General features: G+C 58.9%; 23 protein-coding genes. 13 read left to right on the top strand and 10 right to left on the bottom strand.

Annotated elements, in window-relative coordinates; genetic code table 11:
• Positions 1–185 precede the first annotated feature (185 nt).
• From AC13Q5_RS28635 to AC13Q5_RS28620, 4 genes are all read right to left on the bottom strand, one after another.
• Positions 186–557: a hypothetical protein gene (locus tag AC13Q5_RS28635; protein ID WP_488503975.1), complete on the bottom strand. Its 372-nt coding sequence runs from the start codon at positions 555–557 to the stop codon at positions 186–188.
• 138 nt (positions 558–695) lie between these two features.
• Positions 696–2,429, bottom strand: a complete 1,734-nt coding sequence (locus tag AC13Q5_RS28630; RefSeq protein ID WP_488503974.1) for a phospholipase D-like domain-containing protein — start codon at positions 2,427–2,429, stop codon at positions 696–698.
• 100 nt (positions 2,430–2,529) lie between these two features.
• The gene (locus AC13Q5_RS28625; protein ID WP_488503973.1) at positions 2,530–3,204 is read right to left on the bottom strand and encodes a DUF2278 family protein; all 675 of its coding nucleotides are present in this window, start codon (positions 3,202–3,204) and stop codon (positions 2,530–2,532) included.
• A gap of 23 nt (positions 3,205–3,227) precedes the next feature.
• Complete coding sequence (locus tag AC13Q5_RS28620; RefSeq protein ID WP_083961423.1) at positions 3,228–3,773, bottom strand: hypothetical protein; 546 nt, start codon at positions 3,771–3,773, stop codon at positions 3,228–3,230.
• Positions 3,774–4,207: 434 nt separating this feature from the next.
• Here AC13Q5_RS28620 and AC13Q5_RS28615 point away from each other — a divergent pair, with 434 nt between their 5' ends.
• The 10 genes from AC13Q5_RS28615 to AC13Q5_RS28570 all read left to right on the top strand — a co-directional run bounded on the left by AC13Q5_RS28615 (position 4,208) and on the right by AC13Q5_RS28570 (position 13,046).
• Positions 4,208–5,254 carry a LacI family DNA-binding transcriptional regulator gene (locus tag AC13Q5_RS28615; protein ID WP_488503972.1) on the top strand — a complete coding sequence of 349 codons (1,047 nt, stop codon included), beginning with the start codon at positions 4,208–4,210 and terminating at the stop codon, positions 5,252–5,254.
• 79 nt (positions 5,255–5,333) lie between these two features.
• Positions 5,334–6,941 (top strand): ABC transporter substrate-binding protein, encoded by a 1,608-nt coding sequence (locus AC13Q5_RS28610; RefSeq protein WP_488503971.1) that lies wholly within the window; start codon positions 5,334–5,336, stop codon positions 6,939–6,941.
• Positions 6,942–6,952: 11 nt separating this feature from the next.
• A complete protein-coding gene (locus tag AC13Q5_RS28605; RefSeq protein WP_457877869.1) occupies positions 6,953–7,921 on the top strand; it encodes an ABC transporter ATP-binding protein in 969 nt (322 codons plus the stop codon).
• Positions 7,914–8,780 (top strand): ABC transporter ATP-binding protein, encoded by an 867-nt coding sequence (locus tag AC13Q5_RS28600; RefSeq protein ID WP_488503970.1) that lies wholly within the window; start codon positions 7,914–7,916, stop codon positions 8,778–8,780. Before AC13Q5_RS28605 ends, AC13Q5_RS28600 begins: the two co-directional genes overlap by 8 nt.
• 10 nt (positions 8,781–8,790) lie before the next feature.
• Positions 8,791–9,717, top strand: a complete 927-nt coding sequence (locus AC13Q5_RS28595; protein ID WP_112411044.1) for an ABC transporter permease — start codon at positions 8,791–8,793, stop codon at positions 9,715–9,717.
• Between the two features lie 25 nt (positions 9,718–9,742).
• Positions 9,743–10,633: an ABC transporter permease gene (locus AC13Q5_RS28590; protein ID WP_488503969.1), complete on the top strand. Its 891-nt coding sequence runs from the start codon at positions 9,743–9,745 to the stop codon at positions 10,631–10,633.
• Positions 10,634–10,671: 38 nt separating this feature from the next.
• Complete coding sequence (locus AC13Q5_RS28585; RefSeq protein ID WP_457877872.1) at positions 10,672–11,469, top strand: glycerophosphodiester phosphodiesterase; 798 nt, start codon at positions 10,672–10,674, stop codon at positions 11,467–11,469.
• Between the two features lie 85 nt (positions 11,470–11,554).
• Positions 11,555–11,878, top strand: coding sequence for an ArsR/SmtB family transcription factor (locus tag AC13Q5_RS28580; protein WP_488503968.1), 324 nt, complete (start codon positions 11,555–11,557; stop codon positions 11,876–11,878).
• Positions 11,875–12,300 (top strand): SRPBCC family protein, encoded by a 426-nt coding sequence (locus AC13Q5_RS28575; protein WP_075854964.1) that lies wholly within the window; start codon positions 11,875–11,877, stop codon positions 12,298–12,300. Before AC13Q5_RS28580 ends, AC13Q5_RS28575 begins: the two co-directional genes overlap by 4 nt.
• A 125-nt stretch (positions 12,301–12,425) precedes the next feature.
• Positions 12,426–13,046, top strand: coding sequence for a YdeI/OmpD-associated family protein (locus tag AC13Q5_RS28570; protein ID WP_488503967.1), 621 nt, complete (start codon positions 12,426–12,428; stop codon positions 13,044–13,046).
• A gap of 185 nt (positions 13,047–13,231) precedes the next feature.
• On the opposite strand, the gene AC13Q5_RS28565 is transcribed toward AC13Q5_RS28570, so the two are convergent.
• Both AC13Q5_RS28565 and AC13Q5_RS28560 read right to left on the bottom strand, forming a co-directional pair.
• The gene (locus tag AC13Q5_RS28565) at positions 13,232–14,791 is read right to left on the bottom strand and encodes a glycosyltransferase family 39 protein (protein ID WP_488503966.1); all 1,560 of its coding nucleotides are present in this window, start codon (positions 14,789–14,791) and stop codon (positions 13,232–13,234) included.
• A gap of 748 nt (positions 14,792–15,539) precedes the next feature.
• Positions 15,540–16,460 carry a LysR family transcriptional regulator gene (locus AC13Q5_RS28560; protein ID WP_488503965.1) on the bottom strand — a complete coding sequence of 307 codons (921 nt, stop codon included), beginning with the start codon at positions 16,458–16,460 and terminating at the stop codon, positions 15,540–15,542.
• Positions 16,461–16,533: 73 nt separating this feature from the next.
• On the opposite strand from AC13Q5_RS28560, the gene AC13Q5_RS28555 reads away from it, so the two are divergent.
• Entirely contained in the window at positions 16,534–16,977 is a 444-nt protein-coding gene (locus tag AC13Q5_RS28555; protein ID WP_488503964.1) for a VOC family protein, read from the top strand.
• Between the two features lie 155 nt (positions 16,978–17,132).
• Positions 17,133–18,350 (top strand): MFS transporter, encoded by a 1,218-nt coding sequence (locus AC13Q5_RS28550; protein ID WP_488503963.1) that lies wholly within the window; start codon positions 17,133–17,135, stop codon positions 18,348–18,350.
• Positions 18,351–18,418: 68 nt separating this feature from the next.
• On the opposite strand, the gene AC13Q5_RS28545 is transcribed toward AC13Q5_RS28550, so the two are convergent.
• The 4 genes from AC13Q5_RS28545 to AC13Q5_RS28530 all read right to left on the bottom strand — a co-directional run bounded on the left by AC13Q5_RS28545 (position 18,419) and on the right by AC13Q5_RS28530 (position 25,229).
• Positions 18,419–19,003: an IMPACT family protein gene (locus AC13Q5_RS28545; RefSeq protein ID WP_488503962.1), complete on the bottom strand. Its 585-nt coding sequence runs from the start codon at positions 19,001–19,003 to the stop codon at positions 18,419–18,421.
• A 528-nt stretch (positions 19,004–19,531) separates the two neighbouring features.
• On the bottom strand, positions 19,532–21,628 hold the full coding sequence (locus tag AC13Q5_RS28540) for a carboxy terminal-processing peptidase (RefSeq protein ID WP_488503961.1): 2,097 nt from the start codon (positions 21,626–21,628) through the stop codon (positions 19,532–19,534).
• A gap of 511 nt (positions 21,629–22,139) precedes the next feature.
• Positions 22,140–23,201 (bottom strand): porin, encoded by a 1,062-nt coding sequence (locus AC13Q5_RS28535; RefSeq protein ID WP_075854958.1) that lies wholly within the window; start codon positions 23,199–23,201, stop codon positions 22,140–22,142.
• A gap of 540 nt (positions 23,202–23,741) precedes the next feature.
• Complete coding sequence (locus tag AC13Q5_RS28530; RefSeq protein WP_488503960.1) at positions 23,742–25,229, bottom strand: nucleobase:cation symporter-2 family protein; 1,488 nt, start codon at positions 25,227–25,229, stop codon at positions 23,742–23,744.
• A gap of 323 nt (positions 25,230–25,552) precedes the next feature.
• Here AC13Q5_RS28530 and AC13Q5_RS28525 point away from each other — a divergent pair, with 323 nt between their 5' ends.
• Entirely contained in the window at positions 25,553–25,849 is a 297-nt protein-coding gene (locus tag AC13Q5_RS28525; RefSeq protein ID WP_244557918.1) for a hypothetical protein, read from the top strand.
• Positions 25,850–26,075: the final 226 nt, after the last annotated feature.

Here is a 26,075-nt window from a genome sequence, read left to right as displayed (position 1 = left end):
GAGATCCAGCAGCGTGTGCGCACGAAGAGCAATCGGCGCTCCTTACTTGGCGTCATCTAAAGCGTGAAAAGTGATCTTTCAGATTCGCTTTTCACGCTTTAGATCCTTGATCTTGCGCATGTCGTCGTCGCAAAACCGCTGCACACTTTTGCGCGGCCTGCTTTAGGCAAAAGCGGCGGGATTATTCATGTTCCATGGTCGGCTTGCGAAGTTTCGTCATGAGCCGCTTTACGCCAATGGCGCGACCGCAGAAGGTATAGAAGCATCCTCGCCCTTTCGAAATAGCTACGCGTCGGGGTTGAGCCGCCGCCGTCATGCAAGGAGGCCTGGTGGAGGTCGCGACCGGAGCCAGGCAGCACGGCATTGCCGGCAATATCGTGCCCTGCAGTGCCTTGCCGTTCGGGTACGAGGTGAAGCACGCCTGCGAGCGGTCCGTGATATTGCGCGGCTATCTTGTCTGACCGGCCCACATAAGGCTTGTCGATGACGAAAGCCCACCCCGTAAGCGCCAAAGCGCCGATAAAGAGAAGCATGGAAAGAGAGCGGCGAAGCAACATTGGATAATCCAGATTGTTGCCAAGCCACTAGAAGCCGAAGATTGCCTCGGCATTACAAACGCACGAGCAAGTCGAGCTATGCCCGCAGGGAGGACCGCAGCGGATTTGCTGCGATCCAGGGCCGACACCCGTCAGGCGTCAGGTGTTGTCATTCTTGCCAAACCAGAAGTCGAGCTCGCGTATGCGGCGCTTGTCATAGGGTTGGTCGGGCGATTTGATCTGCCAGTTGTCATCGTTGGCAAGACCGGTCCACTTGGGCGCGCCGCCCTGTTTTTGAACGGATTGTCGCCAGCGATACTGGGCATAGATCTCCATGATCTTGCCGGCATATTGGCTGGCGAGATCGCCGTTGCCGGTGATGATGACGAGATTCTCGTCGTTCACGCCGCTCGCCTTCGGACCCATATTGTGGGAACCGGTCATGACGACGGGATTGGGACCATATGGATCGACGATGACCACCTTGCTGTGGACCATGGCGTGGGCCGTCGGCAGCTTCAGAACTTCCTTCTGCCAATAGGCAAAACGGCCGGGGATTGCGGCGGGGAGGACGACGTCGGCATTGGCGTCGATCCGTTCGCCTCTGTTGAAGAGCACGACAGGGTTCTTTGCCGTGCCGGGATTCTGGTTGACGACGCCCTGGATGTAGAGATCGGGCTTGAACGAAGGGCTCGACGGAGACGCAAGCTCGATGATGTCGTTGAGAAGCGTACCGCGAGGCCCGGGATTGAACATGGCGAACAGGATGCCCTCCTGGGCGCCGCGGATCAGCTCGCCCGCCTGTTCGAGGTCGAGTCCTTCGCGCATCGGCGTGAACCAGACCGTCGTATTCTTGGCTTTCGGCGTTGTTCTGGGTTCGGCATTGCTTTGATAGAGCGCGGGCGGAGAATCGTTGCCGTCGGAGGCAAGCGTTTTCCACTGGTCGAGATAGAATTCCGCCACGGCCGGGTTGTCGATCAGAAGCGCATTGTTGGCCTGGGTGCAAAGGCCGGTCATCGTCCAGTTCGTGCTGCCGGTCCACACCGCCTGGGGCGACTTGTCGGCATCGCAGATGACCAGAAATTTATTGTGCGCCAGCGCCCGCGGCGCGCTCATGCGATCCTTGACATCGCAGACGGATAGGTCGGATCGGGCATCCTCGTTTTCGTCATCGCCCTTTTTCTTGACGCTGCCATTGCCAAGCACGATGTGGGCACGTTTCTTGAAGCCCTGCAGCAGGGGAACGAGTTCTGGATCGTCCAGTTCGAACAGGGCGGCATAGATATGGCCGCTATTTGATCTAGCATCGTTCAGGAGCGATACCAGTTTGTCGCGGATCGGACCTGCAAGGAAGCGGCGGATCGGATCGTCCGGAGTGCCGATCGCCTTCTTGAGTTTGGTGGTGGGAGCCTCCTCGGGCAAAGCTCGCGCAAGCCATTGGCTGGCGACGATACCCCGATTGAAATAGCAGCTGACATGGCCACTGGTTTCGGCCCCGATCTGCATGGCATCGCTCCAGTCCGATACGTGATCGGCCGATTCCTGCAGCGCCGTCTCAGGCCCGACCATGGCGGAGACCCGGTAGGCGACGATATCGCCCGGATTGACGGCGAAATCGGACCAGAGATACTTCTGGATCGGCCATTCGGTCGTCGGCTTGCGTGTACCCTCCGCGACGGCCGGCCCATCTGCAAAGCCGACCCAGCTCGCAACGATCTCCTCATGATAGCCATCGGCATCGACATCGGAAACCGTATTCGGGCTTTGCGGGCTTCCGGCCGCCCGCTTGATCTTCCGTCGCAAGGCGAAGCCACGGCACTGGTCGATGAAATCGCTGCGCCAGGCAATAAGAGCACTATCGACACCGGGATGCACGATCAGACTTATGTTCATTGTACCTCTCCCTGGATGATTGCTTCGGTTTTTGCAATTGCTGTCGAGTATGAGATTTGCGCTCGCGTTCTGATCTCGCGAGGCCTTGACCGAAAGCCCGTCAGCCGAGCGGAGCTCCGGTCTGGTCGTCGGTTTTCAGCACCTGAACGCTGAAGCGCACGAACAGGGCCATGGTCTCGCCGCCGGTAAATCGAATGAACAGCCCGCCATCGCCATGGACGCGATTGTCGTCGGCGAAGCTGCCGGAGTTGCCCTGCATGAAGTGAATGTCGTGGACGCCGCGTTCCGGGCTGAAGTGAAAGGTCTCGTCGCTTCCCTGGTCCTGAAAATACTCTCCGAAGGCGACGATGACGGCGCTTGTGTCGGCCTTTGCGCGCTCGATCTGTCCGTCGAGCATATTGGCCAGAGAAAGCTGCGCGCCCTCGGCCGGAATGGGGGTCATGTCATCGAGCGGGAAAAGCGTGTCGCGAACATAGTCCAGGCCCTCGCCATCCGGCCCGGTCTGCAAGGCCTTGAAACCTGTCGGGCCTTGCGCAAGCCCGGCAATATCGTGGCTGCTATTGTCCTTGAAGTCGGGGTCGTAATGAACCAGCACCTCGCTGCCATCAACGGATTGGACATTGACGGCAATGCGGAAATCCTCATCGCCTGCTTTGACCCAGATCTCATAATGCGGCGAGGAACCCGACGGCTTCATCGCGCCATCGGCAACCTTGCCGACGAGGACTCCGTAGGTGCGCTTGGCATTTTTGGGTTTCCGCCGTTCACGTGTCATGAGAAAGGACCTTCATTTGGGGGCTAGAAGATGCTTGCCTGGTCGCCTGCCAATAGCTGTTGCGGCATTTGGACGAGACGCCAGGCCGGATCCGGCGTCAGCACGAAGATCATGTCGAACCGATCGTCGGGCCAAACGGGCGCGTTTATCGCACTTTGCGTCAACGCTGTGACGATCTCATGAATTGCCTTGTGCTCCCAGGCAATGAGCACCACTCCCGCCTGATCCCGGATGGCTTTTGCAAGTTCCGCCTCTTCGCCGCGTGCGTGATCGATATTGACGGTGAGCCCGGTCAGGTCAGCCAGCGGCTGAAGGGTCGACCGAGTGCGGTGGCTGCGATGCTTGTCGTCGGGATGCGCCGCATAAAGTGAGGTCGGCCGTTCGATGGTGCCTTGGGCGCCGCTCGTGCCAAGCGGACAGAACAGGCGAACCAAAGCGCCGGCCCGCTGCCATCCCCTCACGGTCAGAAAGTTTTCGTTCGGCGTCCCGTCAGGCCGGACGCCCTGGTCCTTGCCGTCGTCCATGGGACGTTCGGCGTGGCGGATAATCATGATCTTGCGTGGCGCCAAGGTAGGGTCCTCAAAATACGTGGATTTCAATGGGCTTTGACAAGCCTGGACGCTTCGTTGTCGATCGTTGCTGCGATTTTGGGAAGGCCAAATTTCGTGGCTTCGCTATGCGCATGAACAAAACAAATTGCCATCGCATATGGAATCGCGGCTTAAATCTCGAAGGGAAAGCTCGGCAAATGCCTGAGTCGCGATTTCCATTGCTGGTTGATCTTACGGCATTTCGCCTCCCGTTGTCTGCGTCCATTTTTGACAGCCTCAGCTCGCCAAGTCGCGGATAGGTGCTTCTCGTCCCGCTTCGGCTTGATGTTCACGGTCGCCGCTGAAAATCTCCCTGAAGCCGGAATGTAAGCTTGCGTCTCGAATGAAGTGAGGCAAGAGTTCGAAACCCTCGCCGTCGGGTCGGCGCGAAGGGAGGAGTTTCGGCAGGCCGCATGAAAGCACCAAAGAGAATCGGCATTCTGGAAGTCGCCCGGCTGGCTGGCGTGTCTGCGACCACGGTTTCCCGCGTCCTGAATGGACATGCCGACAGCCGCATCAGTCTGGAAACGCAGGAGCGCGTCAAAGCGACGGCAAGCAGCGTCGGCTATGTCGTCAACCGTCTGGCAACATCGCTCAGAACCCACAGGACCGGCGTCTTCGGCGCGATCGTCAATAGCCTGTCGGGTCACTATCAACCGCATTTGACAAGCCGCCTCCAGGCGGCAGCGCAACGCCGGGGCGTCGAGCTGCTGGTGGCGCAGGCCAAGGCCGAGGCCGGCGAAATCGCAGGGCAATTGCAGTTGTTCCAGCAGGATTTCTTCGATGGTGTGATTATGGTCAGCGATCTTCCCGGTCAGCAGGCGCTTTGCGATCATCTTGACCGCATGGGCAAGGCGCATGTGACGCTCGGTGCCGGGTTGATGGGGCCGCTCCCGGCGGTGCTGACGGATGATCGCCATGGCATGGATCTTCTCTTTGACCACCTGAAGGGGCTCGGGCATCGCCGTATCTCCTTCGTTTACCGCATCAGCCGCAGCGCGCTTCGTGATCGCTTGTCGATGTTTGAAGAGGTGGTTGGAAATAGCGCCGGCTCCATGGCCGGCGGCGTCATCTCCTTCGAGAAGGACGAGCGCGACCGCAAGCTCTTTGCAGATCTTCTGGCCTCGCCCGAGCGCCCGACGGCACTCATCTGCGGCAGCGATGGGCTTGCGATCGAGGTCGTTGCGTTCTTGCGCGATCTCGGCCTGCAAATCCCCACCGATATTTCCGTTGTCGGCTATGACAACGTGCCCGACACTGCCTACTGGGCACCACCGTTGACGACCGTTGCCCAGCCGACGGATGCGCTCTGCGAGGCCTCGCTTGACCTCCTGATTGAACTTTCGAACCTCCCGATGGACGCGCGCGTTGCAATGCGTCCGATACGTTTCGTGCCGCCCGAACTTGTCATACGTGCGTCATCGAGCTCGCCTAGCTTGCGGCCATTCTCCCTTGCGTAAAAACGACAGTTTTGAGCGCAAGTGGTCGTATTTCATTTGCGCAAACGTTTGTGCAAAGCTTTAACAGGAGAGTGTGCCGATGTCCGAATTCTTGCTCACCGGCTTCAACAGCCCGGTTACCCGCCGCACGACCCTTCTGATGGGAGCCGCTGCCGGCCTTTCCGCTTTCGTCCCGGCGCTGTCTGCCTCAGCTGATGACAACGCCGACAAGAGGCCGGAACTGCGCATCGCCGTTCAGATGAATCCGGTGTCTCAGGAACCTGTAGATGCCGCCAGCAATGTTGCCTTCCGCAACAACTATTCCATCCACGAGACCGTGCTTGCGCTCGACATGCGCGGCGACTTCTCGGTCAAGCCGAACCTCGCCACGTCCTGGACCTGGATTTCGCCGACCGTGCTCGAAATGAAGCTACGCCCGGGCGTGATCTTCCATGACGGCCGCGAGATGACCGCCGAGGATGTCGCCTTCTCCTTCGGGCCTGAGCGGCTCCTGAACAAGGATGCGCCCGGCTATCCGACCTATCGCACCAATTTCACCAGCCTCGACCACGTCGAAGTGGTCGATCCGCTGACGGTCCGTTTCGTGACCAAGTTCCAGGACCCGATCTTCTTGCAGCGCCTCGCATCCTATGCGGCTGTCGTCATCAGCAAGGATGCCTGGCAGAAGAACGGCGGCAACTGGACGACCTGGCGGCAGAAGCCGGTCGGCGCCGGCCCCTACAAGGTCGAAAGCTATACGGCCAATGAGAGCGTCGTTCTCGCCGCGCACGACCAGGCCTATCGCGGCAAGCCGGCCGCCAAGCGGGTAACCCTGCGCATCGTGCCGGAAGTGTCCTCGCGCATCGCGGGCTTGCTCGCAGGTGATTACGATATCGCCACGGACCTGCCGCCCGACCAGCTTTCGGTCGTCACCGCCAGCACCGGCCACGAGATCGTCGGCGGCCCGGTTCCGAACAACCGCATTCTGTTCTTTGACAAGAACAATCCCGCATTGAAGGACCCTCGCGTTCGCCAGGCCCTTATCCTTTCCATCGACCGCCAGGCGATCGTCGACACGATCTGGAATGGTCGCACCAAGGTGCCGAACGGCCTGCAGTTCGAACTTTACGGCCCCATCTATCTCAAGGATTATCCGGCCTACAAATATGATCCGGATCAGGCGATGCAGCTTCTGAAGGATGCCGGCTACAACGGCGAAGAGATCGAAGTCCGCTCGCAGAACAATTATTACACGGCGGAAAATCCGGTCACGCAGGCCGTTGTCGCCATGTGGCAGGCCGTCGGCGTCAACGCCAAGATGAAGTTCGTGGAATCCGGCAAGCTGTTCGACAACTCGCCGACCCGCGCGACCGGCAACTGGTCGAGCACCGGGCAGATCCCCGATCCCTATATTTCCTTCTTCACGCAATTCAGCGCCGCCGGCTCGCTCACCTCGTTCAAGATCTGGCAGAATGCCGACTTCGATGCGCTCGGCGCGAAAATGGAAACGGCGGTTGATCCTGCCGACCGCGCCAAGATCTTCCGCGACATGCTGCACCTGATCGAATGGGAAGATCCGGGCGTCACCGTCCTGCATCAGAATGCCGTCTTCTTCGGCGTCCGCAAGGGCATCAAGTGGCAGCCTCTGCCGGCTTTCCAGATGGATCTCGGCGCCGGCAGCCTTGCCTTCGAAGAGCAGAAAAGCTGAGCTGCTTCGCGATGGGCGTTCCCGTTCTTTCCGTCGACAATCTGAGTGTCTCGTTCAGAACGGGCGCCGGGCGGTTTCATCCGGTCAACAATGTCTCCTTCGACCTTGCCGAGGGTGAAATCCTCGGCATCGTCGGAGAGAGCGGATCGGGAAAGAGCCTCACCTGCCTTGCGCTTGCGGGTCTTCTGGGGTCGACCGCCAGCGCGACGGGCTATATTTCCTTCCAGGACGCCATGTATGACGCGGCCGAGCTCGGTCCGCGGTCGCGGGTAAAGCTGCCGCCGATCGGGCTGATCTTTCAGGAGCCGGTTTCCTGTCTCGATCCGGTGCGCACCATCGGTTCCCAGATTGCCGAGGCGGCCGTCAGCGCCGGCATGTCCGCAAAGGAGGCCAGAGCTGAAGCACTCCGGCTCCTGGCGGAGGTCGCGATCCCGCAACCCGAGGCGCGCTACAATGCCTATCCCGCGCAATTTTCCGGCGGCATGTGCCAGCGCGTGATGATCGCGACGGCGCTTGCCATGCAGCCGCGATTGATCATCGCCGACGAACCCACGACGGCGCTTGACGTGACGGTACAGGCGCAGGTCATTGCTCTCCTGGTCAAGGCGGTGCGCGAGCGCGGCATTCCCATGATTTTCATCAGCCACGATCTCGACCTCGTCTCCGAGGTCTGCGACCGTATTGCGGTGATGTATGCGGGGTCGCTGGTCGAGATCAATCGCACCGACGATCTCTACGACAATCCGCGCCATCCCTATACGCGGCTGTTGCTGGAGGCGATGCCCGGACGGGGTAGGCCGCTGGAAAGGCTCGCGGACATCCCCGGCGAGCTGAAACTGCATGATGACCTGCCGCAGGCCTGTGCCTTCGCGCCCCGCTGCCCACGCGCCGAGCCGGGTTGCGCGACGATGGTTCCGCCGTTGATCGCTGGCGCGGCAGCCCTTGCCTGCTTCAATCCATGGAGTTCCCATGATGCCTGAGAAGCAAACCCCCTTCGATGCGCAGGAGGGTACGCTCGCACTTGCCGCTCGCGATCTGCAATTTTCCTATGCGCCCGGCTTTTCCCTTTGGCCGGGCCGGGCGAGGGGATTTCACGCGATCAAGGATGTGAGCCTTGAACTGAAACCCGGCGAGACCCTCGGCCTTGTCGGTGAGTCCGGTTGCGGCAAGTCCACGCTTGCCTCACTGCTCTGCGGCGATCGTATGCCGACATCTGGCGAAATCACGCTGTTCGATCAGCCCTTTCAGAGCCTGATGAAGCCGAACCGGCGTGGTCTGGCAAAACATCTACAGGTCGTTTCGCAGGATACGATGGGTGCGCTCGATCCGCGCCGAAGCGTCGGTCATCAGATGGTGGAGACGCTGGCAATTCATGGCATAGGCTATCCGGCAAGCAGGCTTGATCGCGCCGCGGAGACGTTCAAGGCCGTCAGCCTGCCGGTTTCCGCCTTGCAGAAATTTCCGCATCAGCTCTCCGGCGGGCAGCGCCAGCGCGTCGCAATCGCTCGTGCCCTCGTCGTCGAGCCGCAAATTCTGCTGTGCGATGAGCCGGTCTCGGCGCTCGACGTCTCGGTGCAGGCGCAGGTGCTCAATCTCCTGCTCGAGCTGCAGCGCGCACGCGGCCTGTCGCTGCTTTTTATCAGCCATGACGTGCGGGTGGTTCGGCATGTCTCGCATCGCGTCGCGATCATGGAAGCGGGCCGCATCGTCGAGACCGGCCCGACGGATGATGTCTTCGCAAATCCGGCCCATCCCTATACCGCCAAGCTTCTGTCTGCCGTTCCTCGCGGGCGGCGCAGCAGGGTGCGGCGGGCAGCGGCCATGCTCGAAACGCTCTGAAGGAACAGCAATGCTTCAATCCATCCTGCGGGCGTTTCTAAGAGCACTCGTGACGCTGTTCCTGGCGATGACCTTCACCTTCGTCATCCTGCGCGTCAGCGGTGACCCGCTGCATTCTCTGTTGCCCATCGAGACGCCGCCGGAAGTGGTGGCGCTGATGCGGCAGCAATGGGGTCTCGACCAGCCGCTCTATATCCAGTATTTCGCCTATCTCGGCCACCTTTTGCGCGGCGATTTCGGCACGTCCCTATTGAATGGACAAGACGCGCTGACACTGGTTCTTTCGAAAGTCCCCGCGACGCTGGAATTGATGGGCGCCGCCCTGATACTGGCGTTCGGCGCCGGCGTGCCTTTCGGCATTCTGGCGGCGCGCAATCGCGGCGGCCTGATCGATCGCTTCGTGATGGCGCTTGCGGTGCTGATGCATTCGCTGCCGAATTTCCTGATCGCCATCCTGCTCATCCAGCTTTTTGCCGTCTCGCTGCGGATATTGCCAAGCGGCGGGGGATCGACGATGGCGCATCTCGTCATGCCCGTTCTGGTCATCGGTCTCTACAACGCCGGCATCATCGCCCGTTTCGTCCGCTCGAGCGTGCTGGAGGTGCTGGGCCAGCGCTTCATATTGGCAGCGCGCGCCAAGCGCATCGGCGAGAGCGCGCTTCTCTGGCGGCACATCATGCCGAATGCGGCCCTGCCGCTTCTGACCATGCTCGGTTTCCTCGTCGGCGGCATGATCGGCGGGGCGGCGGTCGTCGAGAGCGTCTACGCCTGGCCCGGCGTCGGCCGCTTTCTCGTCTCCTCGGTGGCGCAGCGCGATCTGAACATCGTGCAGACCATCGTGCTTCTCATCACGGCGACGATGGTGACGGCCAATCTCATGATCGATTGCCTCTACATTCTCGCCGATCCGCGCTTGCGGCATCGGGCATCGGCCTGATCGGCCGCCTCGAAAGGTAACAGCCATGGCGAATGCAGCGACCGGCGCCGACGTTTCTCAAAAGACCAGATCAGAGAAAATCTTCCGGCCCAACCTCCGGTTCGATCTCATGACGGTCATTTGTGCCATCATCCTCGTGACCTTCATCATGGTCGCGATCTTTGCCAATGTGCTTGCGCCCCATGGTTTTGCACAGATCGATCTTCACGCCCGCAAGGCGCCGCCAATCCTGTTCGGCGGTTCGTTCAAGCACATTCTCGGCACGGACGAGCTCGGCCGCGATATTCTGAGCCGTATCTTCTATGGCCTGCGCACCAGCCTGCTGATCGCGCTCGGCGCATCGGCAATCAGCCTGGCGCTCGGCACGGTACTCGGGCTTCTTGCCGCGTTTGGTCGCGGATTTGCCGATATGCTCATCCGCGTCGCGGTCGATTTTCAGGCATCGATGCCGTTCCTCATCATCGCGCTCGCCGTCCTCGCCTTCTTCGGCGACAATCTTTGGCTTTTCATGGCGTTGCTCGGCCTCTACGGCTGGGAGCGTTACGCGCGGCTGGTGCGCACAATGGCCGGGCTGGAACTCGAGCGGGGCTATGTCGCTGCCTTGAAGCGCAATGGTGCGGGAACGGGGCGTATCGCCTTCCTGCATGTGCTGCCCAACATCCTCTCCGTCGTCCTCGTCAACCTGACGATCGTCCTGCCGGAAATCCTGCTGCAGGAATCGGCGCTGAGCTTTCTCGGGCTCGGCATTCAGCCGCCGCTCGTGAGCCTCGGCAGCATGGTGGGTGCGGGCCGTGACTATGTGATGACGGAGTGGTGGATCGCCATCTTGCCGGGCATCGTAATCTTCATCCTGTCGCTGTCGATCAGCCTGATCGGCGACTATCTGCGCGACGTTCTCGATCCGACACTTCATTAGGTTGCCCTGTAAAGAACCGACTTCCAAGGAGACTTGCATTGCCTTTGCCCCTTCACGCTGCTCGTCATGGTTCGCTCCGCATTGCCGCCCATCGCGGCTTCAGCCGGCGCTTCCCGGAAAACACCATTCTCGCCTTCCAGGAGGGTGTGAACGCAGGCGCCAACGAGTGCGAAATCGACCTCATGCTGACGCGTGACGGCAAGATTGCGGTGATCCACGACAGAACGCTCAATCGGACGACAAACGGCTTCGGCTTCGTGGCCGATCACGATCTCGAACACATTCTTTCGCTCGATGCCGGCGCGAAATTCGACCCGCGCTTTACCGGAACCCGTGTGCCGACGCTTGCCGATACTTTGCTATGGGCCAAACAGACGGATACGCGCCTGGCAATCGAGATGAAGGAGCCCGAACGCGCCGATCGGCTTATCGATATCATGATCGGCACGCTGCGGGAGCTCGACGCTTTCGACCATGTTGCCATATCCTCCTTCGACCATATCGACCTGCTGCGCGTGAAGGAGCGCGAGCCGCGCCTGCAGACGGAAGCGATCCTTCACCATCGTCCCGTGGACATTGTCGCCTCGATGCGTGCCGGCGGCATCGATGGCGTCTCGCTGGAGCTGAACCGCTTTCACCGGGCTGATGCCGAGGCACTGCAGGAGGCCGGCATTGCCGTGCGCCTGAGCCTGCCGTTGCCGGAAAAGCTTGCCATGCTCTGGCAGGGCGGCCGCGACCCGCTTCCTATGATCCGAAGCTGCGTCCGGGACCGGCTGGTCGACGCCCTTATCGGCGACGATGTGGATTTCCTGCGGATGCTGGGCGCAAGCGCCTGAAAATATCGGCCGGTGGTCGACGCTTGACTTATTCATAGCTCACCAGCTATTGATTTCATCAATAGCCAAAGAGTTATGAATTGTCATGACCAATGCCCATGATCCTATTTTCCGAGCGCTCGCCGATCCGACGCGGCGGGCGATCTTCGAGCGATTGTGCCGCGCCGGCGATCAGACCGTCGCGGCACTCACGGCCTATGCCGGGGTGTCCCAGCCGGGCGTTTCGAAGCATCTCGCCGTTCTGAAGCAGGCGGGGCTGGTGTGTGACCGGCACGAAGGGCGCCAGACGCATTATAGCGCGCAACGCAACGCCCTTGCCCCATTGCTTGACTGGACGAGCGAAATGGCCGGCTTCTGGGAGGGTAAGTTCGACGATCTGGAAGACTTGCTCGATCGGATGGACCAATGAAGGCGGTATCGGGCGAAGTGCGCGCTGTCGTCGTCGAGCGTGAAATTGCGCATCCGCCGGAAAAGGTCTGGCGTGCGCTGACCCAGCCGCATCTGATCGCCGAATGGCTGATGAAGAACGACTTCGTTCCCGCCCTTGGCCACCGCTTTACCTTTCGCAGCGACTGGGGCGGTATCCTGGATTGCGAAGTGCTCGTCGTCGAGCCGAACAGCAGGCTGTCTTACCGATGGAATTTTGCGCACGATGATCCGTCTTTCGATCTGAAGAGCGTCGTGACATTCACGCTTATACAGACGGATAAGGGGACACATCTGCGCATGGAGCAGGTCGGCTTCCGACCGGGCCAGAAGCAGGCCTATGGAGGTGCCAAAGCCGGATGGCGGCAGTTCCTTGAAAGACTTGACGAGGTTCTGCGGGAGTGAGTGGGACCCATCGCCGGTAAATTCCCCGATGCAATTGTGGGAGCATATTCCGGCCGCTTGCTTGCATCGGGCTTTTGTCTCCGTGCGGGCAAGTCAACCGGCAGAATTATGAAGTGGATGCGGACATGATCACCGATATCGAGGACTTCTTTACCAAAGGATGCGGACGCTGCGAACGCTTTGCGACGCCGGACTGTTCGACGAGGCTGTGGATTGACGGTTTGAACGAGCTTCGCCGGATCTGTCTGGGAGCAGGTCTCGTCGAGACGGTGAAGTGGGCGCATCCATGCTACATGCATGCGGGGCGTAACATCGTCGTCATCGGTGCCTTTCGCGGTGATTTTCGCGCCAGCTTCTTCAACGCGGCGCTGATGAAGGACCCTGAGGGTGTGCTCGAAAAGCAAGGGCAGAATACCCAGCATCCCGATATGATCCGCTTCGTGAGCAATGATGCCGTCGCAAGGATGGAGCCGATAATCCGATCCTACCTGAAGGAGGCAATGGGATATGCTGAGGCCGGCATCAAGCCGCCGAAAGAGCAAAGCGAAGTCGAATTGCCAGACGAGTTGATCGAGGCGCTGGATTCCGATCCGGAGCTGGCGGAAGCCTTCCATGACCTGACGCCAGGGCGAAAGAAGAGCTATGTGATCAATCTGAATTCGGTGAAGAAGTCCGAAACGCGAAGCGCGCGGATTGCGAAATTCCGCAATCATATTCTCGCCGGAAAGGGTGCGCTGGAGCGGTAATCGGCAGTTCGTCAGCGGTTCGTTTGCAAAGCGGATATTCGAGATATGCACTGCGTTTCATCGGCGGGTGATGCCCCCGGGCGAAGCTATTCAGGATTGAGGCTGCCGGGATGAACGCGCAGTGGAAACTTGCCTGTCCTCAATCGTCTCTTCATCGGTGAGGCCGCACGGCTGTAGTGTCGAGGTCAGTTCGGCTTCGGATAATACCACGCATAGCCAAAATGATAGCGATCCGGGTCCTTGCCGTAATAATAGGGAAGGGCAATATCCTGCTGCGATGGCAATTGTTCCGCCGCTCCGAATTTCGACGTAAACCATAGCTTCAAGGCATTCGGCATGCTTGACTGATGCCCGTCTCGTTCGTTCCAGACCAGCAGGACCGGCCCAGCTCCTATGGTCTGCCGACTAAGGTCCGATGCAGGATATTCCGTCGATATCACGGCTGTGTGTGGCATGTTCACACGGAGATTGCCCGCCTTGTGCCAGGTCGTCGTCACGACTGCCGAGGGCTGCTTTCCCTCTGCGGCAACGATTTTTTCCACGAAGGTCGCATAGGGCGTGTTCAGATGCTCGTAAGAATGGAAAAACCGAGCGAAAAGAATGCCTCCCGCCAGTATCAACGGCAGCGCCACCATCATGACGATGGGTACATAGAGGAACTTCTTTATGTCGGCCCCAAGCTGTTCGCCCGCGGCATCGAGTTTCAGACAGAAGTAGGCCGGCAGCAGAAACAGGAAGGGGAGCAGCCAGCGATCGCGAAACTCCGTGAGCGTTATCACCAGTATCAACACCAGCAAGATCCCGACGGTGCTCGAAAGTATTCTTCCGACGAAATCGCTCCACTCGCTTCTTGCACGCAGCGAACGCAGGAATGACTGACGGAAGAACAGCAGAAAGATCACGCTTGTGGGAGCGACGATTGCGACGCTCGTTTTGACCAGTTCCAGAAGTCCGAAACCGATGTCGGAAAGCTTCCCGCCGGCGCCTTGCTCCGACATGGTATTGACCGTCGTTGTCAGGACGCGGTCCATGTTGGACACCATCCATACGGCATGCGGCAGGAACACGAGACCGGCGATTGCGAGCGTCAGTAGAAGGCGCCAGTCCAGGAGCCTTTTTCGTCCTTCGGGATGAAAGAAGGTCGCGATGAGCACACTGATGATCACCAGAGCGAAGTTGTACTTGGTGAGCATTCCAAGCCCGGCCCAGAGGCCGATCAGCGCATAGGAGATGAGCGTCGGACGGCGAATGGTGGCAACGACGAAGTAGATCAGCATCAGCACCGCAAGCAGAGTGCCGACCGTATGCGTCAGGTCTCTCTGCGCCTGCCAGAACATCTGCGGCATCGTCAAGAGCGATAGCGTTCCGACCGCCGCCAGCCTTTTATCGGCCACGAGCAGCCTCAAAAGCTTGTAATAGGCGAGGTAGACGAGGAAAAGCAGAAGATTCTTCACTATGACGAGCGATGCGACACTCGTGCCGAAAACTTCGAAGACGCCGTACTGAATCCAGTTGTAGAGCGGCGGTTGGGCGTCATATCCCCAGGCAAGCCATTGTCCTACGAGGAACTGCTGCGCTTCATCGATGCGTAGTGAGCTGGAGATCGCGATGCGGATGGCCGCCTGCACGATGAAATATATGGCTAGGCTTCCAGACACCCACCAATATTCGGAGGATGACCTGTTGTCGGCTGACGCAGCCTGCTGACGCGCACCCGCAAAACTGTCTTTTCCCAGAAAGTTCATCCGGTTCTCCGTGCGATTGCCACTATCGTCACACGCGCCATGTCATAGATGTCGCGACGGCACAATCGTTTTCAGTAAGATTTCAAGGGGCGGCATCTCGAGGGCAGATCTGATTTACCAGATATCATTCCTTGGGTAGCCAGGTCGTGAAAGCATCCTCGTCGTTCGTCGCGTTCAGCGCTCCCGTATTACGCTGAGCGAATCCGCCTGGTCAAATAACTGCCTATGGCTGCGGGAATATGAATGCAGCGCCAAGTGCCAACAACATTTTTTCCAGATGCTGCCTTAATCCGCATCGAATTGGTTGTCAAACATACCGAATGTATGTATATAGGAGCCAAGCTTGGGTGAGGGGGAGTTTTCAAACCCCGAGTCCGACCAGCATCCGACACCTTGTGTCGGTACCAGCAGCCCATCGTTCCAATCCGATGCGGCTGCCCACCCCGATCGGTTGACCTCCGATCAAGACGAGAAGGATTCGGCTTTCCCTCCGAATCCTTCTCTTTTTTCAGCTGTGCGGACTTTCGCCTATATTGTGGAACTTTTCCGCCGGCGATCCGGGTCGGGCAAGCGTATGCGTTGCCGGCGTTATATCGAAAGAGGCCGTGCGCCAGTCATGGACCCGACATGACGAGAATAGGCTCTACCTTCCGTGTGGATGCGGACATGGTTGCGCTCCATCGGGAAACGTATGATCCCGTTAAGGCCGATCCCAACGAACTTGCCCCAGAGGTCTATCGCCTGCGTTTCATGCTGCCTGCCGCACCAAGCCCTCGATCTGCCCGCGGAGCCAATGATGCGCCGCATCCCGATCGCGGCGACGATGCCAGGTCTGGACGAAAGGAAAGCTCGGCAGCGCGAAGGGTACCTCGAGGCATAGAAGACCGTGGCCTGACAAATGCTCTATGCTGCGTCGCGCCGTGGTCAATATGAGATCCGTGCCGCGCACGAGGTCCGGCGCGGTCGACCAATGTGGAATCTGAACGGCGATCCGGCGCTTGTGACCCAGTCGCAAGAGCGCTGTGTCGATCTCGCTGCTGTCCTGCAGCGCGACGGAAACCTGAACATGAGGCCGCGACAGATAGGCGGCAAGATCCAGGGGCACAGATGTGGACTTGGCATCCACCAGGCAGGCGAAGCTCTCCTCGAACAGCAATGTGCTGTTGAGATCGCGATGGCTCGCCTGTTTCAATGTCGGATAGACGCCAACGGCAAGGTCGAGCTCGCCATCCGTCAAGGCGGCAAGAGCTCTCTCTCTGCCGTAGGAGACGATGGTGAGATCAACGAGCGGGGCGCTTTGCCTCAGTCGCGAGACAAGGGCTGGTAAGAGAATGGCTGCGCCGTAATCCGAGAGCGACACGCGGAAAAGCCGCTCGGTCTGGCCGATACCGAATAGGGGCTGTTCCACCATGGAACGCACGAGCGCAAGGGCTTCCGACAGCGGCTCGGCGAGCTGCAGTGCTCGCGCGGTCGGTTGCATCCCATCGCTGCCTCTGACCAGTAGCGGATCGTTGAAGATATCCCTCAGCCTTGCCAGGGCGTGGCTGACCGCCGGTTGCGAGCGATTGAGCCGCAAGGCGGCGCGCGAGACGTGGCGTTCTTCGAGCAGCGCCTCCAGGACAAGCAGAAGATTGAGGTCCGACGCGGCGATATTATTCATTTCCTGCATGGGATAGATACCGTCTTTCGATTTCCATTCCCAATATCGATGATCCACATTGAAAGGGAAAGGAGAATTGATCATGAGCCAATCGTCAAACAAGGATCTGGGGTTATCGCATGTCGCGCTTCTGGTGCGCGATCTCGACCGGAGCGTCGTTTTCTATGAGGAATTTGCCCGTCTTCACGTCATCCACCGCCGGGAGGCGAGGGAGCCTCTGGACGCTGTCGCATGGATGGCGGACGGTCTGCGTCCCTTTGCGCTCGTTCTCGTCGCCTCGCGCAGCCTGCAGGATACGCCGCTCGGGCCTTTCGGCCATATCGGCATTGCCTGTTCGACACGTGAAGAGGTGCTGTACCAGGCCGATGAAGCCGAACGCCGGGGCATTTTGAGATCGAAGCCGCGCGACGATGGACCTCCGGTCGGTTGCTGGACCTATATCGCCGATCCCGATGGCAATACGCTTGAATTGTCCTTTGGCCAGGAAATCGCGTTCACGACGGAGACGCCGCAGGCGCGGGCCTAGGCCACGCCTCTCTCAACGCACAAGGAACCTTTTGCCGTCGAGCGCTTTTCATTTGACGATCTCAGGAACCAGGTGGTTGTCAATTGTCGCGCTCTTCTCCCCTCGACCGCCAGCAAGCCCGAGCTCTCATCCCACTAGAGTTTCTGAATTTCTTCATGGCCGATGTTCAGGCCGGCATTGGTCCCTTCCTTGGTGTTTTCCTCGTCGCCCATGGCTGGCAAAGCGGATCGATCGGTTCCGTCATGACGATCGGCGGGATCGCGGGCATGGTGATGATGGCACCGGCCGGAGCCTTCATCGATGAGACGACGCATAAGCGCACATGCGTGATCGTGCTGGGTATCTGTACTGTTCTGGCGTCCATGATCATATTGGTGTCGCAGCTCTTCTGGGTCGTGGCGCTGTCGCAGGTTGCGACCGCCATTGCCGGCGCCGCGATCGGGCCTGCCCTCAATGGCATCACTCTCGGTATTGTCCGGCAGGCCGGCTTCAATCGGCAGAATGGCTACAATCAGGCGTTCAATCACGCCGGTAACCTGGTCGGTGCCGGACTGTCGGGATGGCTCGGCTGGATGTTCGGGCTTACTGCCGTATTCTGGCTGTCGGCCGTCTTTGGCGTGCTCACCATCATTTCCGTGCTGATGATCCCGGCGGACGCGATCGACGATGATGAAGCGCGTGGCGCGACCCTTGCTGCCGCTGGCCCGCGAGATGAGGTGGAGCCTGCAAGACATCGAAAACCGAGCGGCTTCAAGGTGCTTGCAGAATCGAAACCGCTGCTCATCCTCGCGGGCGCGCTTGCATTGTTTCATCTCGGCAACGGGGCGATGCTGCCGTTGTTCGGGCTGGCCGTCGTCTCCGCCGGTCATGCCGATCCCGCAAGCTTCGTCGCCCTGACCGTGGTGGTGGCGCAGGGCACGATGATCATCACCTCCTTGATCGCGATGCACATGGCGGAAAGGAGAGGGCAATGGCTCGTGCTGCTGGTTTCGTTCCTCTCCTTGCCGATCCGCGGTTTCGTCGCGGCGCATCTGATTACCTCCTGGGGCGTCTATCCCGTTCAGGTTCTCGACGGTATCGGCGCGGGTCTGCAGAGCGTTGCCGTGCCAACGCTCGTCGCCCGTATCCTGAACGGAACCGGTCGCATCAATGTCGGGCAGGGCGTCGTCATGACCATGCAAGGGGTCGGCGCATCCCTGAGCCCGGCGATCGGCGGCTGGCTGGCGCAGGAGATCGGCTATGGCGCGATGTTCACGATCCTCGGCAGCTTCGCACTCGGGTCGATCGCGCTTTGGGTTGGATTTCATGGCCTGCTGCGGGCGGCCGCTTCCGTACCGGGGTCGCCTGAGGGCGTTCTACTCTCCGGCGATTGATTGCCTATCCCCACCCTATCGCTGCGATGGGAGAGCGCTATCGTCCGGCGTCTCTCTGAGTGTTCCGATCAATCCAACTTGACGGTAGCCCGACCGCTTGTGAGATCCTGGATGTTGCCGACGATCCGTTCGACAATCGAGGCGCCTATGGTCACACTAAGCACGGCTCCGGATTCGGTGAAGCGTTCCTCCAGAATCTGAACGCCGACCTCGGCGAGAAGCTTCGCTTTTACGAGAGCAAGATGGGAAAACTGCACATCGATCGTCACGGCGACTGTCGGGACGATTTCTCTTTTCTCCGCGCCTTGCAGACATATCGCGGCGGTGCCGCCATAGGCGCGGATCAATCCGCCAGCACCCAAAAGAGTGCCACCGAACCAGCGCGTCACGACGACGGCCACCATATCCAATTCGAAACCGTCGATCGCCTGGAGGATCGGCTTGCCGGCCGTACCGCTCGGCTCGCCATCATCGCTGAAGCGATAGTTCTGTCCGACACGCCAAGCCCAGCAATTGTGATTGGCATCCATGATCGAGTGCTGCGCGACAAACGCCTTTGCAGCGTCGATATCGGCAATCGGCGCGGCTGTTGCAACGAACCGGCTTCGCTTGACTTCCTGATGGGCGGTGGCGATCGAAACGAGCTCAAACATATGGCCTCTTAGCCAATTTCGTACACTATGCGAAGAGGCAGTCGCGGCCGTCCGGGAAGATATGCGCTGGCGTGCTGCGCGGGTGAAATGAAACTAGTCCTTGCCGCTTTTGTCAGGGTGAATTGAGATGGCCGATGGACGCTATCCAAGGCCTTCGACCGTACAGCCAAGGCTCGCTGTGCATGATGCAGGCGAGAGGAGCTCTGCCTCATTGTCGTGAGGCAGAGCAGAGAGCCTTATCGGCGCCTCGTGCGAAACTTTGTTGGGGGCGCAAGTATTCGCACGCACATAGCCTACAACGGCTAGCTGAAACGTAGCTGAGGCCATGGAGCTGGATGACTTCAGTCCCATTCGATCTAAAATCTGAATTCACTCTGAAATCAAAGAAATAGAGCATGAGCTCGCCCGAAAATCATCCACACTTTTCGGTATTCTGTTCTGGCTGCAAGCGGCAGCCAAGAGGCCGGTCCACGTCACGGCAGCGAGATCGTCTCCCTCTGCCGTGAGCGACACGATGCAACTTCGTGACTACTTTGCCGCGGCCCTCGACATGCCGGCCTGCAGATCCGCCTCGTCGGCAACGATGGAGGCAGCCTCGTTCTGCAGGATATCCTTTGCGTTCTTGCGGGCCTTTTCGATGGCGATATCGGCGCTCAGGCTGCGCTCATTGGCCTGCAGGCCATCATCTTCGCCGGTATCGATGCCATCATTCACCTGTCCGCGCGACTTGAGACGACTTGCCTGGGCAGTCAGCTCGTTGCGGCGTTCGGTTTCGTTGAGAGAAATGACCTTCTTGTCGCGCTGTTCTTTCAACGTGGTGACGTCCTCCATGAAGCGCTGGTATTCCGGGTCATCCTTCACTCGCGCGTCATGGCGGCTTTGCAATTGCGGCAGCAGTGCCTGGATGTCGCCCCAGGGCTTATAGTTCGCGGGCTTTACTTGCGTCCACGGCAGTGCGTTGTCGTAGCTCGACTCGCCGAAAGTCTTGAGGTCGGAAAGCCCCGGCAGGCTGATATCCGGCGTCACGCCGCGCAACTGTGTCGTACCGCCGTTGACGCGGAAGAATTGAGCGACCGTCAGCTTCAGCTCGCCGAATTTCGGTTTCTGATTGTGGGCCACCTGATCGAGATTGACCACGGTTTGCACCGTGCCTTTGCCGAAGCTGGGTTCGCCGATGATCACGCCGCGACCGTAATCCTGGATCGCTGCTGCAAAGATCTCGGAGGCCGATGCCGAGCCGCGATTGATCAGCACGCCGACGGGGCCGGTCCAGGCCGGGGCGGCAAGATCATCGCTCTCGACCTCTACTTCGCCGCCGGCGTCGCGCTGCTGGACGACCGGACCCTTGCCGACGAACAGGCCCGTCAGGTCGATTGCTTCGGCCAGCGAGCCGCCGCCATTGTTGCGCAGGTCGATCAGGACTCCGTCGACCTTCTCCTGCTTCAACTCGCCGAGAAGCTTGGCGACGTCGCGGCTGGCGCTGCGGTAATCCTTGTCGCCCTTGCGCCGCGCTTCGAAATCTTCATAGAAAGCCGGCAGGGTGATCACGCCGATCCTGCGCGTGGTATTGCCGTCTTTCACCGACAGGATCGTCTGCTTGGCGGCCTGCTTGTCGAGACTGATCTTGTCGCGTACGAGGCTGATGACGTGATGCTTGCCATCCGGCCCGGCATCACCAGGCAAAATGTCAAGGCGCACGACCGAACCCTTGGCGCCGCGTATCATCTGCACGATTTCATCGAGCCGCGTGCCGACGACTTCCTTTATCGGGCCGTTCTCGCCTTGACCGACGCCGATGATGCGATCGCCGACCGCAAGCTTGCCGGACAGCTGTGCCGGGCCGCCGGCGACCAGTTCGCGGATCGTGGTATAGTCGTCCCTTTCCTGCAGGACTGCGCCGATACCGACCAGCGAGAGTTTCATCGAAATATCGAATTCGGCCGAGGCGGTCGCGCCGAAATAATCGGTATGCGGGTCGACCGACGTCGTGTAGGCGTCCATGAATGTCTGGAAGACATCGTCGTTTTTGTATTTATAGGCGCGCTCGAGGGAGTTTTCGTAGCGTTTGTCGAGCGTATCGCGAATGGCGGCATCATCCTTGCCGGCAAGTTTCAGGCGCAGCCAGTCGTTCTTGACGCGTTTGCGCCAGAGATCGTTGCTTTCCGCTTCGGTCTGTGGCCAAGGCTCCTTGTCGCGCACCAGCGAGTAGTCTTCCTTGGTGGTGAAATCAAACTTTTGATTGAGCAGGCTGCGCGCATAGGTCATGCGGTCGACGACACGCTGCTCGTACACATTGAAAATGGAAAACGGGATATTCAGGTCTTCCTGATTGATGGCGTCATCGATCTTGGTGCTGCCCGCCATGAACTTGTCGATATCGCTCTGCAGAAAGATGACACGATCCGGATCGAGGGACTTGATGAAGCGATTCATGATCCTGGCAGACAGGACGTCGTCCAGGGGAACGGGCTTATAGTGGAAGCGTTGCAGAAACTGCGCTGTCAAATGAGCGGCCTGCGCCTGCTGCGGCAGCGGTGTCAAAACTGGCGGTGAACCGGCTTCCAGAGCGTATGCCGATGAGGCAAATGCCAGGAACAGGCAGAGGAAACCATATTTCGTACGCATCAAGTCTTGGCCCGATTCTCAACGTTAAATGTTCAATCTATAATCTAGGTGGAACAATTATGGTTTTTTGGCAACCAGACAGATGCTTTCCTTTGGGAAAGATTTTCGAAACATTTGCGTGAAGCGAGTGTGACGACCCTCAACGAATTCGAAGCTAGGGGTGCCGAAGTCGACCTTCGAATGCCGGAGACGGCGCCGCGCAAGCTGTTCGATAGCTGTGCCGAGGTAGGCTTGGCGGGATCACTCTCGGATCGGCGGCTCATCCTTCGGTCGAGATGAGGCTGGGTAGTGCAACAGCGAGCGCCGCGATGATTGAGGCTGGCGGGGATGACATAATAATGCGCAACCGTCACCGGTCGTGCGATAGTCGTTCGACCTTGGATTTCGCGGGCAATATGCGGCCTGGAATGGCTGCCAAAAAATACAGCCTGCAATAAAATAGAAAAGAAGAAGACCCGGAGGGAAACCAGGTCTTCTTCCGTCTCTGATCGGAGGTCTAGTTCAGATCAGATTAGAAGCTACGCTCGAAGCGGAGGATACCTGCCCACTGGTCCTGATTGATGGAGTCCCAGTTGGTGTAGGTAACTTCCGGCTCGACCAGAAGGTTCTTGACCGGCTTGAACTTGAGGTTCGTTGTTGCCGAGAAGATCTTCGAGTCGGTGTAGGCGACCTGGAAGTTCCACTTCAGCTTTTCGTTGATCGGAACGCTTGCGCCGCCCCAAACTGCCCAGTCGCCCCAGCCGATGCCGGAGGCAGCGCCACCGCCGTTCGCGCCGGCATACTTGTTGAGCTTGCTGCCGTCGGTGTTCCAGCCACCCATGACGAAGGCCGAGAAGACGCCGAAGTCAGCATCGACACGAGCCTTGATAGCACCTTCTTCGACGATCGAGTCGTAGCCGCCGACGACCTTGAAGCCCCATGCGCCGGACTTGAAGCCAGCACCGGCAACAACGTCAGGAGCGTAGTGATCCGAGCTGTCTTCGCCATTCGAGCCAGTTGCGCCCGAGCCGGAGTTCGTGTCTTCGAGCGAGATCACAGCCGAGAAGCCGTTGCCGGCGTCGTAGTTGTAGGTGATCTGGTTGAGTTCGTACGGGCCGTCATAAACAACGTCGTCGTTGATGACGTCGCCGGCATAACCGGTGAAGACGTTGAACTGCGAGTCTTCCTTACCAACGAGGAAACCGCCGAGGCTGATGCTGGCGTGCAGCAGGTTGGTGGACGTCGCGTTGCCGTCGTTCCAGTCCCAACGCAGCTCGGTGTTGGTCTTCAGCGGGCCGTATTCGGTGTCGGTTGCCGTCTGCAGCTGCAGCTCAGCACGGGTATGCCACTTCGTGCCGAAGCGAGCGCTCGGGTTGTAGGGGTCGTACCACTGACCTTCGGTACGAACCTTACCGCCGATCTTGAGGCAGGTTTCGCTGCCCGGGATGAAGAAGTAACCTGCGCCGTATGCGTCGCAGATGCGGACATATTCCAGGGGCTCCGGCTCGGCAGCGACAACAGCGTCAGCCGCGTGAGCACCGGATACTGCTGCAAGGGCAGCAGCGGAGCCGAGAAGAAGGCTCTTGATATTCATTTTTTCTCCAATCGATTTGCCAGACCGGAATGCAGTCGGAGGATCTCCACCACGTTCATCTGGCCGTTCCCTCTTACCGAAAGCCCGAAAGACTTCCGTGCAGGCAAGCTAACGAGGCTGCTGGCACATCGGAATAGAATAATTCGCAGTTGTTATGTATTTCTCTTCATAAATTCGTCACAGATGCAAAATTACACCATAAACTAACGCGATCTTAGTATGTATATCAAGTATATTAGATAGATATACTTAATAAACATTCCAAATGTATGTTATTTTTGGCAAAATCTCCAAAATATAGTAAGTTATACATACAAACTATATGCCGGAAATGCATGGGCGAATCGCGTTGTGCCGACCACCATTAGTCGACACTGTCTTACGCAAACTCGTTCAGATGCCTTGTCCAAGGATAAATGCGGATCGTGCTGATGACTTCCGGTCTATTTGCGAGCTTGGGGAAACGGCGGCCTGGTTTAAAGGAAAACGGCTCCAAAACGCCGAAACGTTTTGAAACCGTCGAAGCAGATACGCTTGCGTCTAATGGGCTTCCGCGGAGATCAACGGCACTTCCGCGCCCTTGGCGTCATAAAGCCTGCCGTTCAGGAAATAATCGCCGTCATGCAGGCTGGCGATATCCTGATATCGGATCAGGCGCTCGGTTCCGGCAACGAAAACCGATTGTTGATCCGAGTTGCCGGTTGTCAGATGGTTGAATAGCAGGTTCAGCGTGATTGCCATCAGGGCGGCGGAACTGATGCCGGAGTGGAAGATGGTGACGACCCATGCCGGAAAATGCTCGTAGAAGCCCGGCGAGGCGATCGGGATCATGCCGAAACCGATCGAGGTTGCCACGATGATGAGGTTCATGTTGTTCTCGTAGTCGACCTTGGCGAGTGTGCGAATACCGCTCGCAGCGACGGTGCCGAACAGGACGAGGCCTGCTCCTCCAAGGACGGAACTCGGAACGGCAGCGACGATGCGGCCGACGATCGGCAGCAGGCCGAGGGCGACGAGAAAGAGGCCGCCGGTTGCCACGACAAATCGGCTCTTGATGCCGGTCACGGCCACGAGGCCGACATTCTGGGCAAAGGCGCTCTGCGTGAAGGAGCCGACGACAGGCGCCAGGATGCTGGAGAGCATATCGGCGCGCAGACCGTTGCCGAGCCGGCGCGCATCAACCTTGGTGCCGACGATCTCGCCGACGGCGAGGATATCCGCGGAGGTCTCGACCAGCGTCACCATGATGACGATGCACATCGAGATGATCGCCGCCATGTCGAACACGGGATAGCCGAAATGGAAGATCTGTGGCAGGGCGACGAAGGGGCCGTTCATCACCCGGGAGAAATCCGTTAAGCCGACCGCATAGGCGATGCCCGTGCCGATGACGATGGCGAGCAGGATCGAGAGCCTCGATATGGCAGAACTGCCCAGCTTGCTGAGCAGCAGCACGATCATGAGCGTCACGGCCGCAAGCAGAATGTTGGCCTGACTGCCGAAATCCGGCGCGTTCCGGTTGCCACCCATCGCCCAACTCGCTGCAACCGGCATGAGCGTGAGACCGATGGTGGTAATGACGATGCCGGTGACGATCGGCGGAAAGAAGCGTGTGATGCGGGAAAAGACGGGCGTGATGAGGAGCCCGATGAACGACGCCGCAATGACTGCGCCAAGAACGGTCTGGATGCCGCCATGTCCGGTGATGGCGATCATCGTCGCGACGCCGGAAAAGGATACGCCCTGCACGAGGGGAAGGCGGCTGCCGAAAAACGGTATTCCGATCGTCTGCAGGATAGTCGCGAGACCGCCGGCAAACAGCGATGCGGTCACAAGCAGGCCGACGTCGGCCGGTGTAAGGCCAGATGCCTGGCCGATGATCAACGGAACGGCAACGATGCCGCCATACATGGTCAGGACATGTTGAAGACCATAGGCCAGATTGGCACCAAGGCTGAGCTTTTCATCTTCAGGCGATAGGCGTGCGGTATTTTCCTCTGAGGCTGCTGCCAAGGTAATCTCCTCCATACCTTTGCGTTTCTCGTTTCCTCCAAACGAGCCTTGCACGTTACGGTGTGCGCCGTGTCATGACTTTATAGAAAAATGCGAAACACCTTACCAGAAGGCCATGCCCGCGTTGGTTTGGTTGGTCGACCACCGTTTTCCGCCGGTGGAGCGGGCAAGCGGAAAGATCCCATGCCGCCGAGACGGGCAACTTCATATCGGCCGCGTCGGCATAATTGACGATGCGGCCATTGAGGTCGGTTCAGTCTCGGGAAAGACTATATGTGCAGAAACATATAGTCCATTTTCCGGTTCGAGTATCATTCAGAAGATTTGGGTAGGGTATAATGAGCGAATATCAAAACAAGGCAGTCAGGCTGCTTGCGTCGATCGTCGGCGACGAGTCCCTATTGGATCTGAATGATCGTCGCGATGCGTTTTTGTATCGAGCCTTGGAGCTCTATTTCGCAGCTGACGGTGCCGAAGATGCAATCCAGCCGATCGTCGAGAAAGTCTATTCGAAGAACAAGCCACGCGTGGATAAAGCCGTTGGCGATGTGCTCTATAAATTGGCCGGCATCGGTCACGCCGCCGACATCGATATCATACAGGCAGCTTATAATAAGCTTGATGAGACGAAGTAGAAACTTGCAGGCGAGACCTCTCATCCTTCCTGATAGGAGCGTTGGCTTTCCTTCATCGGTGGCTGCAGAGTTGCAGGAAAAACTCGTTCGATCCTTCTGATACCTCGCGTTCCAGAACCGCCTGTCCATCTTCCCGATAGGATGGCGGGCTTGGACCCTGCTGTGAGCCTTTGAGCGTCGACGCACGCATCGTGCATTTCCTTCCATATCATGGCAACTATCTTGC

The organism is Martinezella sp. CNPSo 3964, assembly GCF_057784375.1.
The sequence above is the reverse complement of the archived record's forward strand: the minus strand, read 5'-3'. Positions and strand labels throughout refer to the sequence as shown.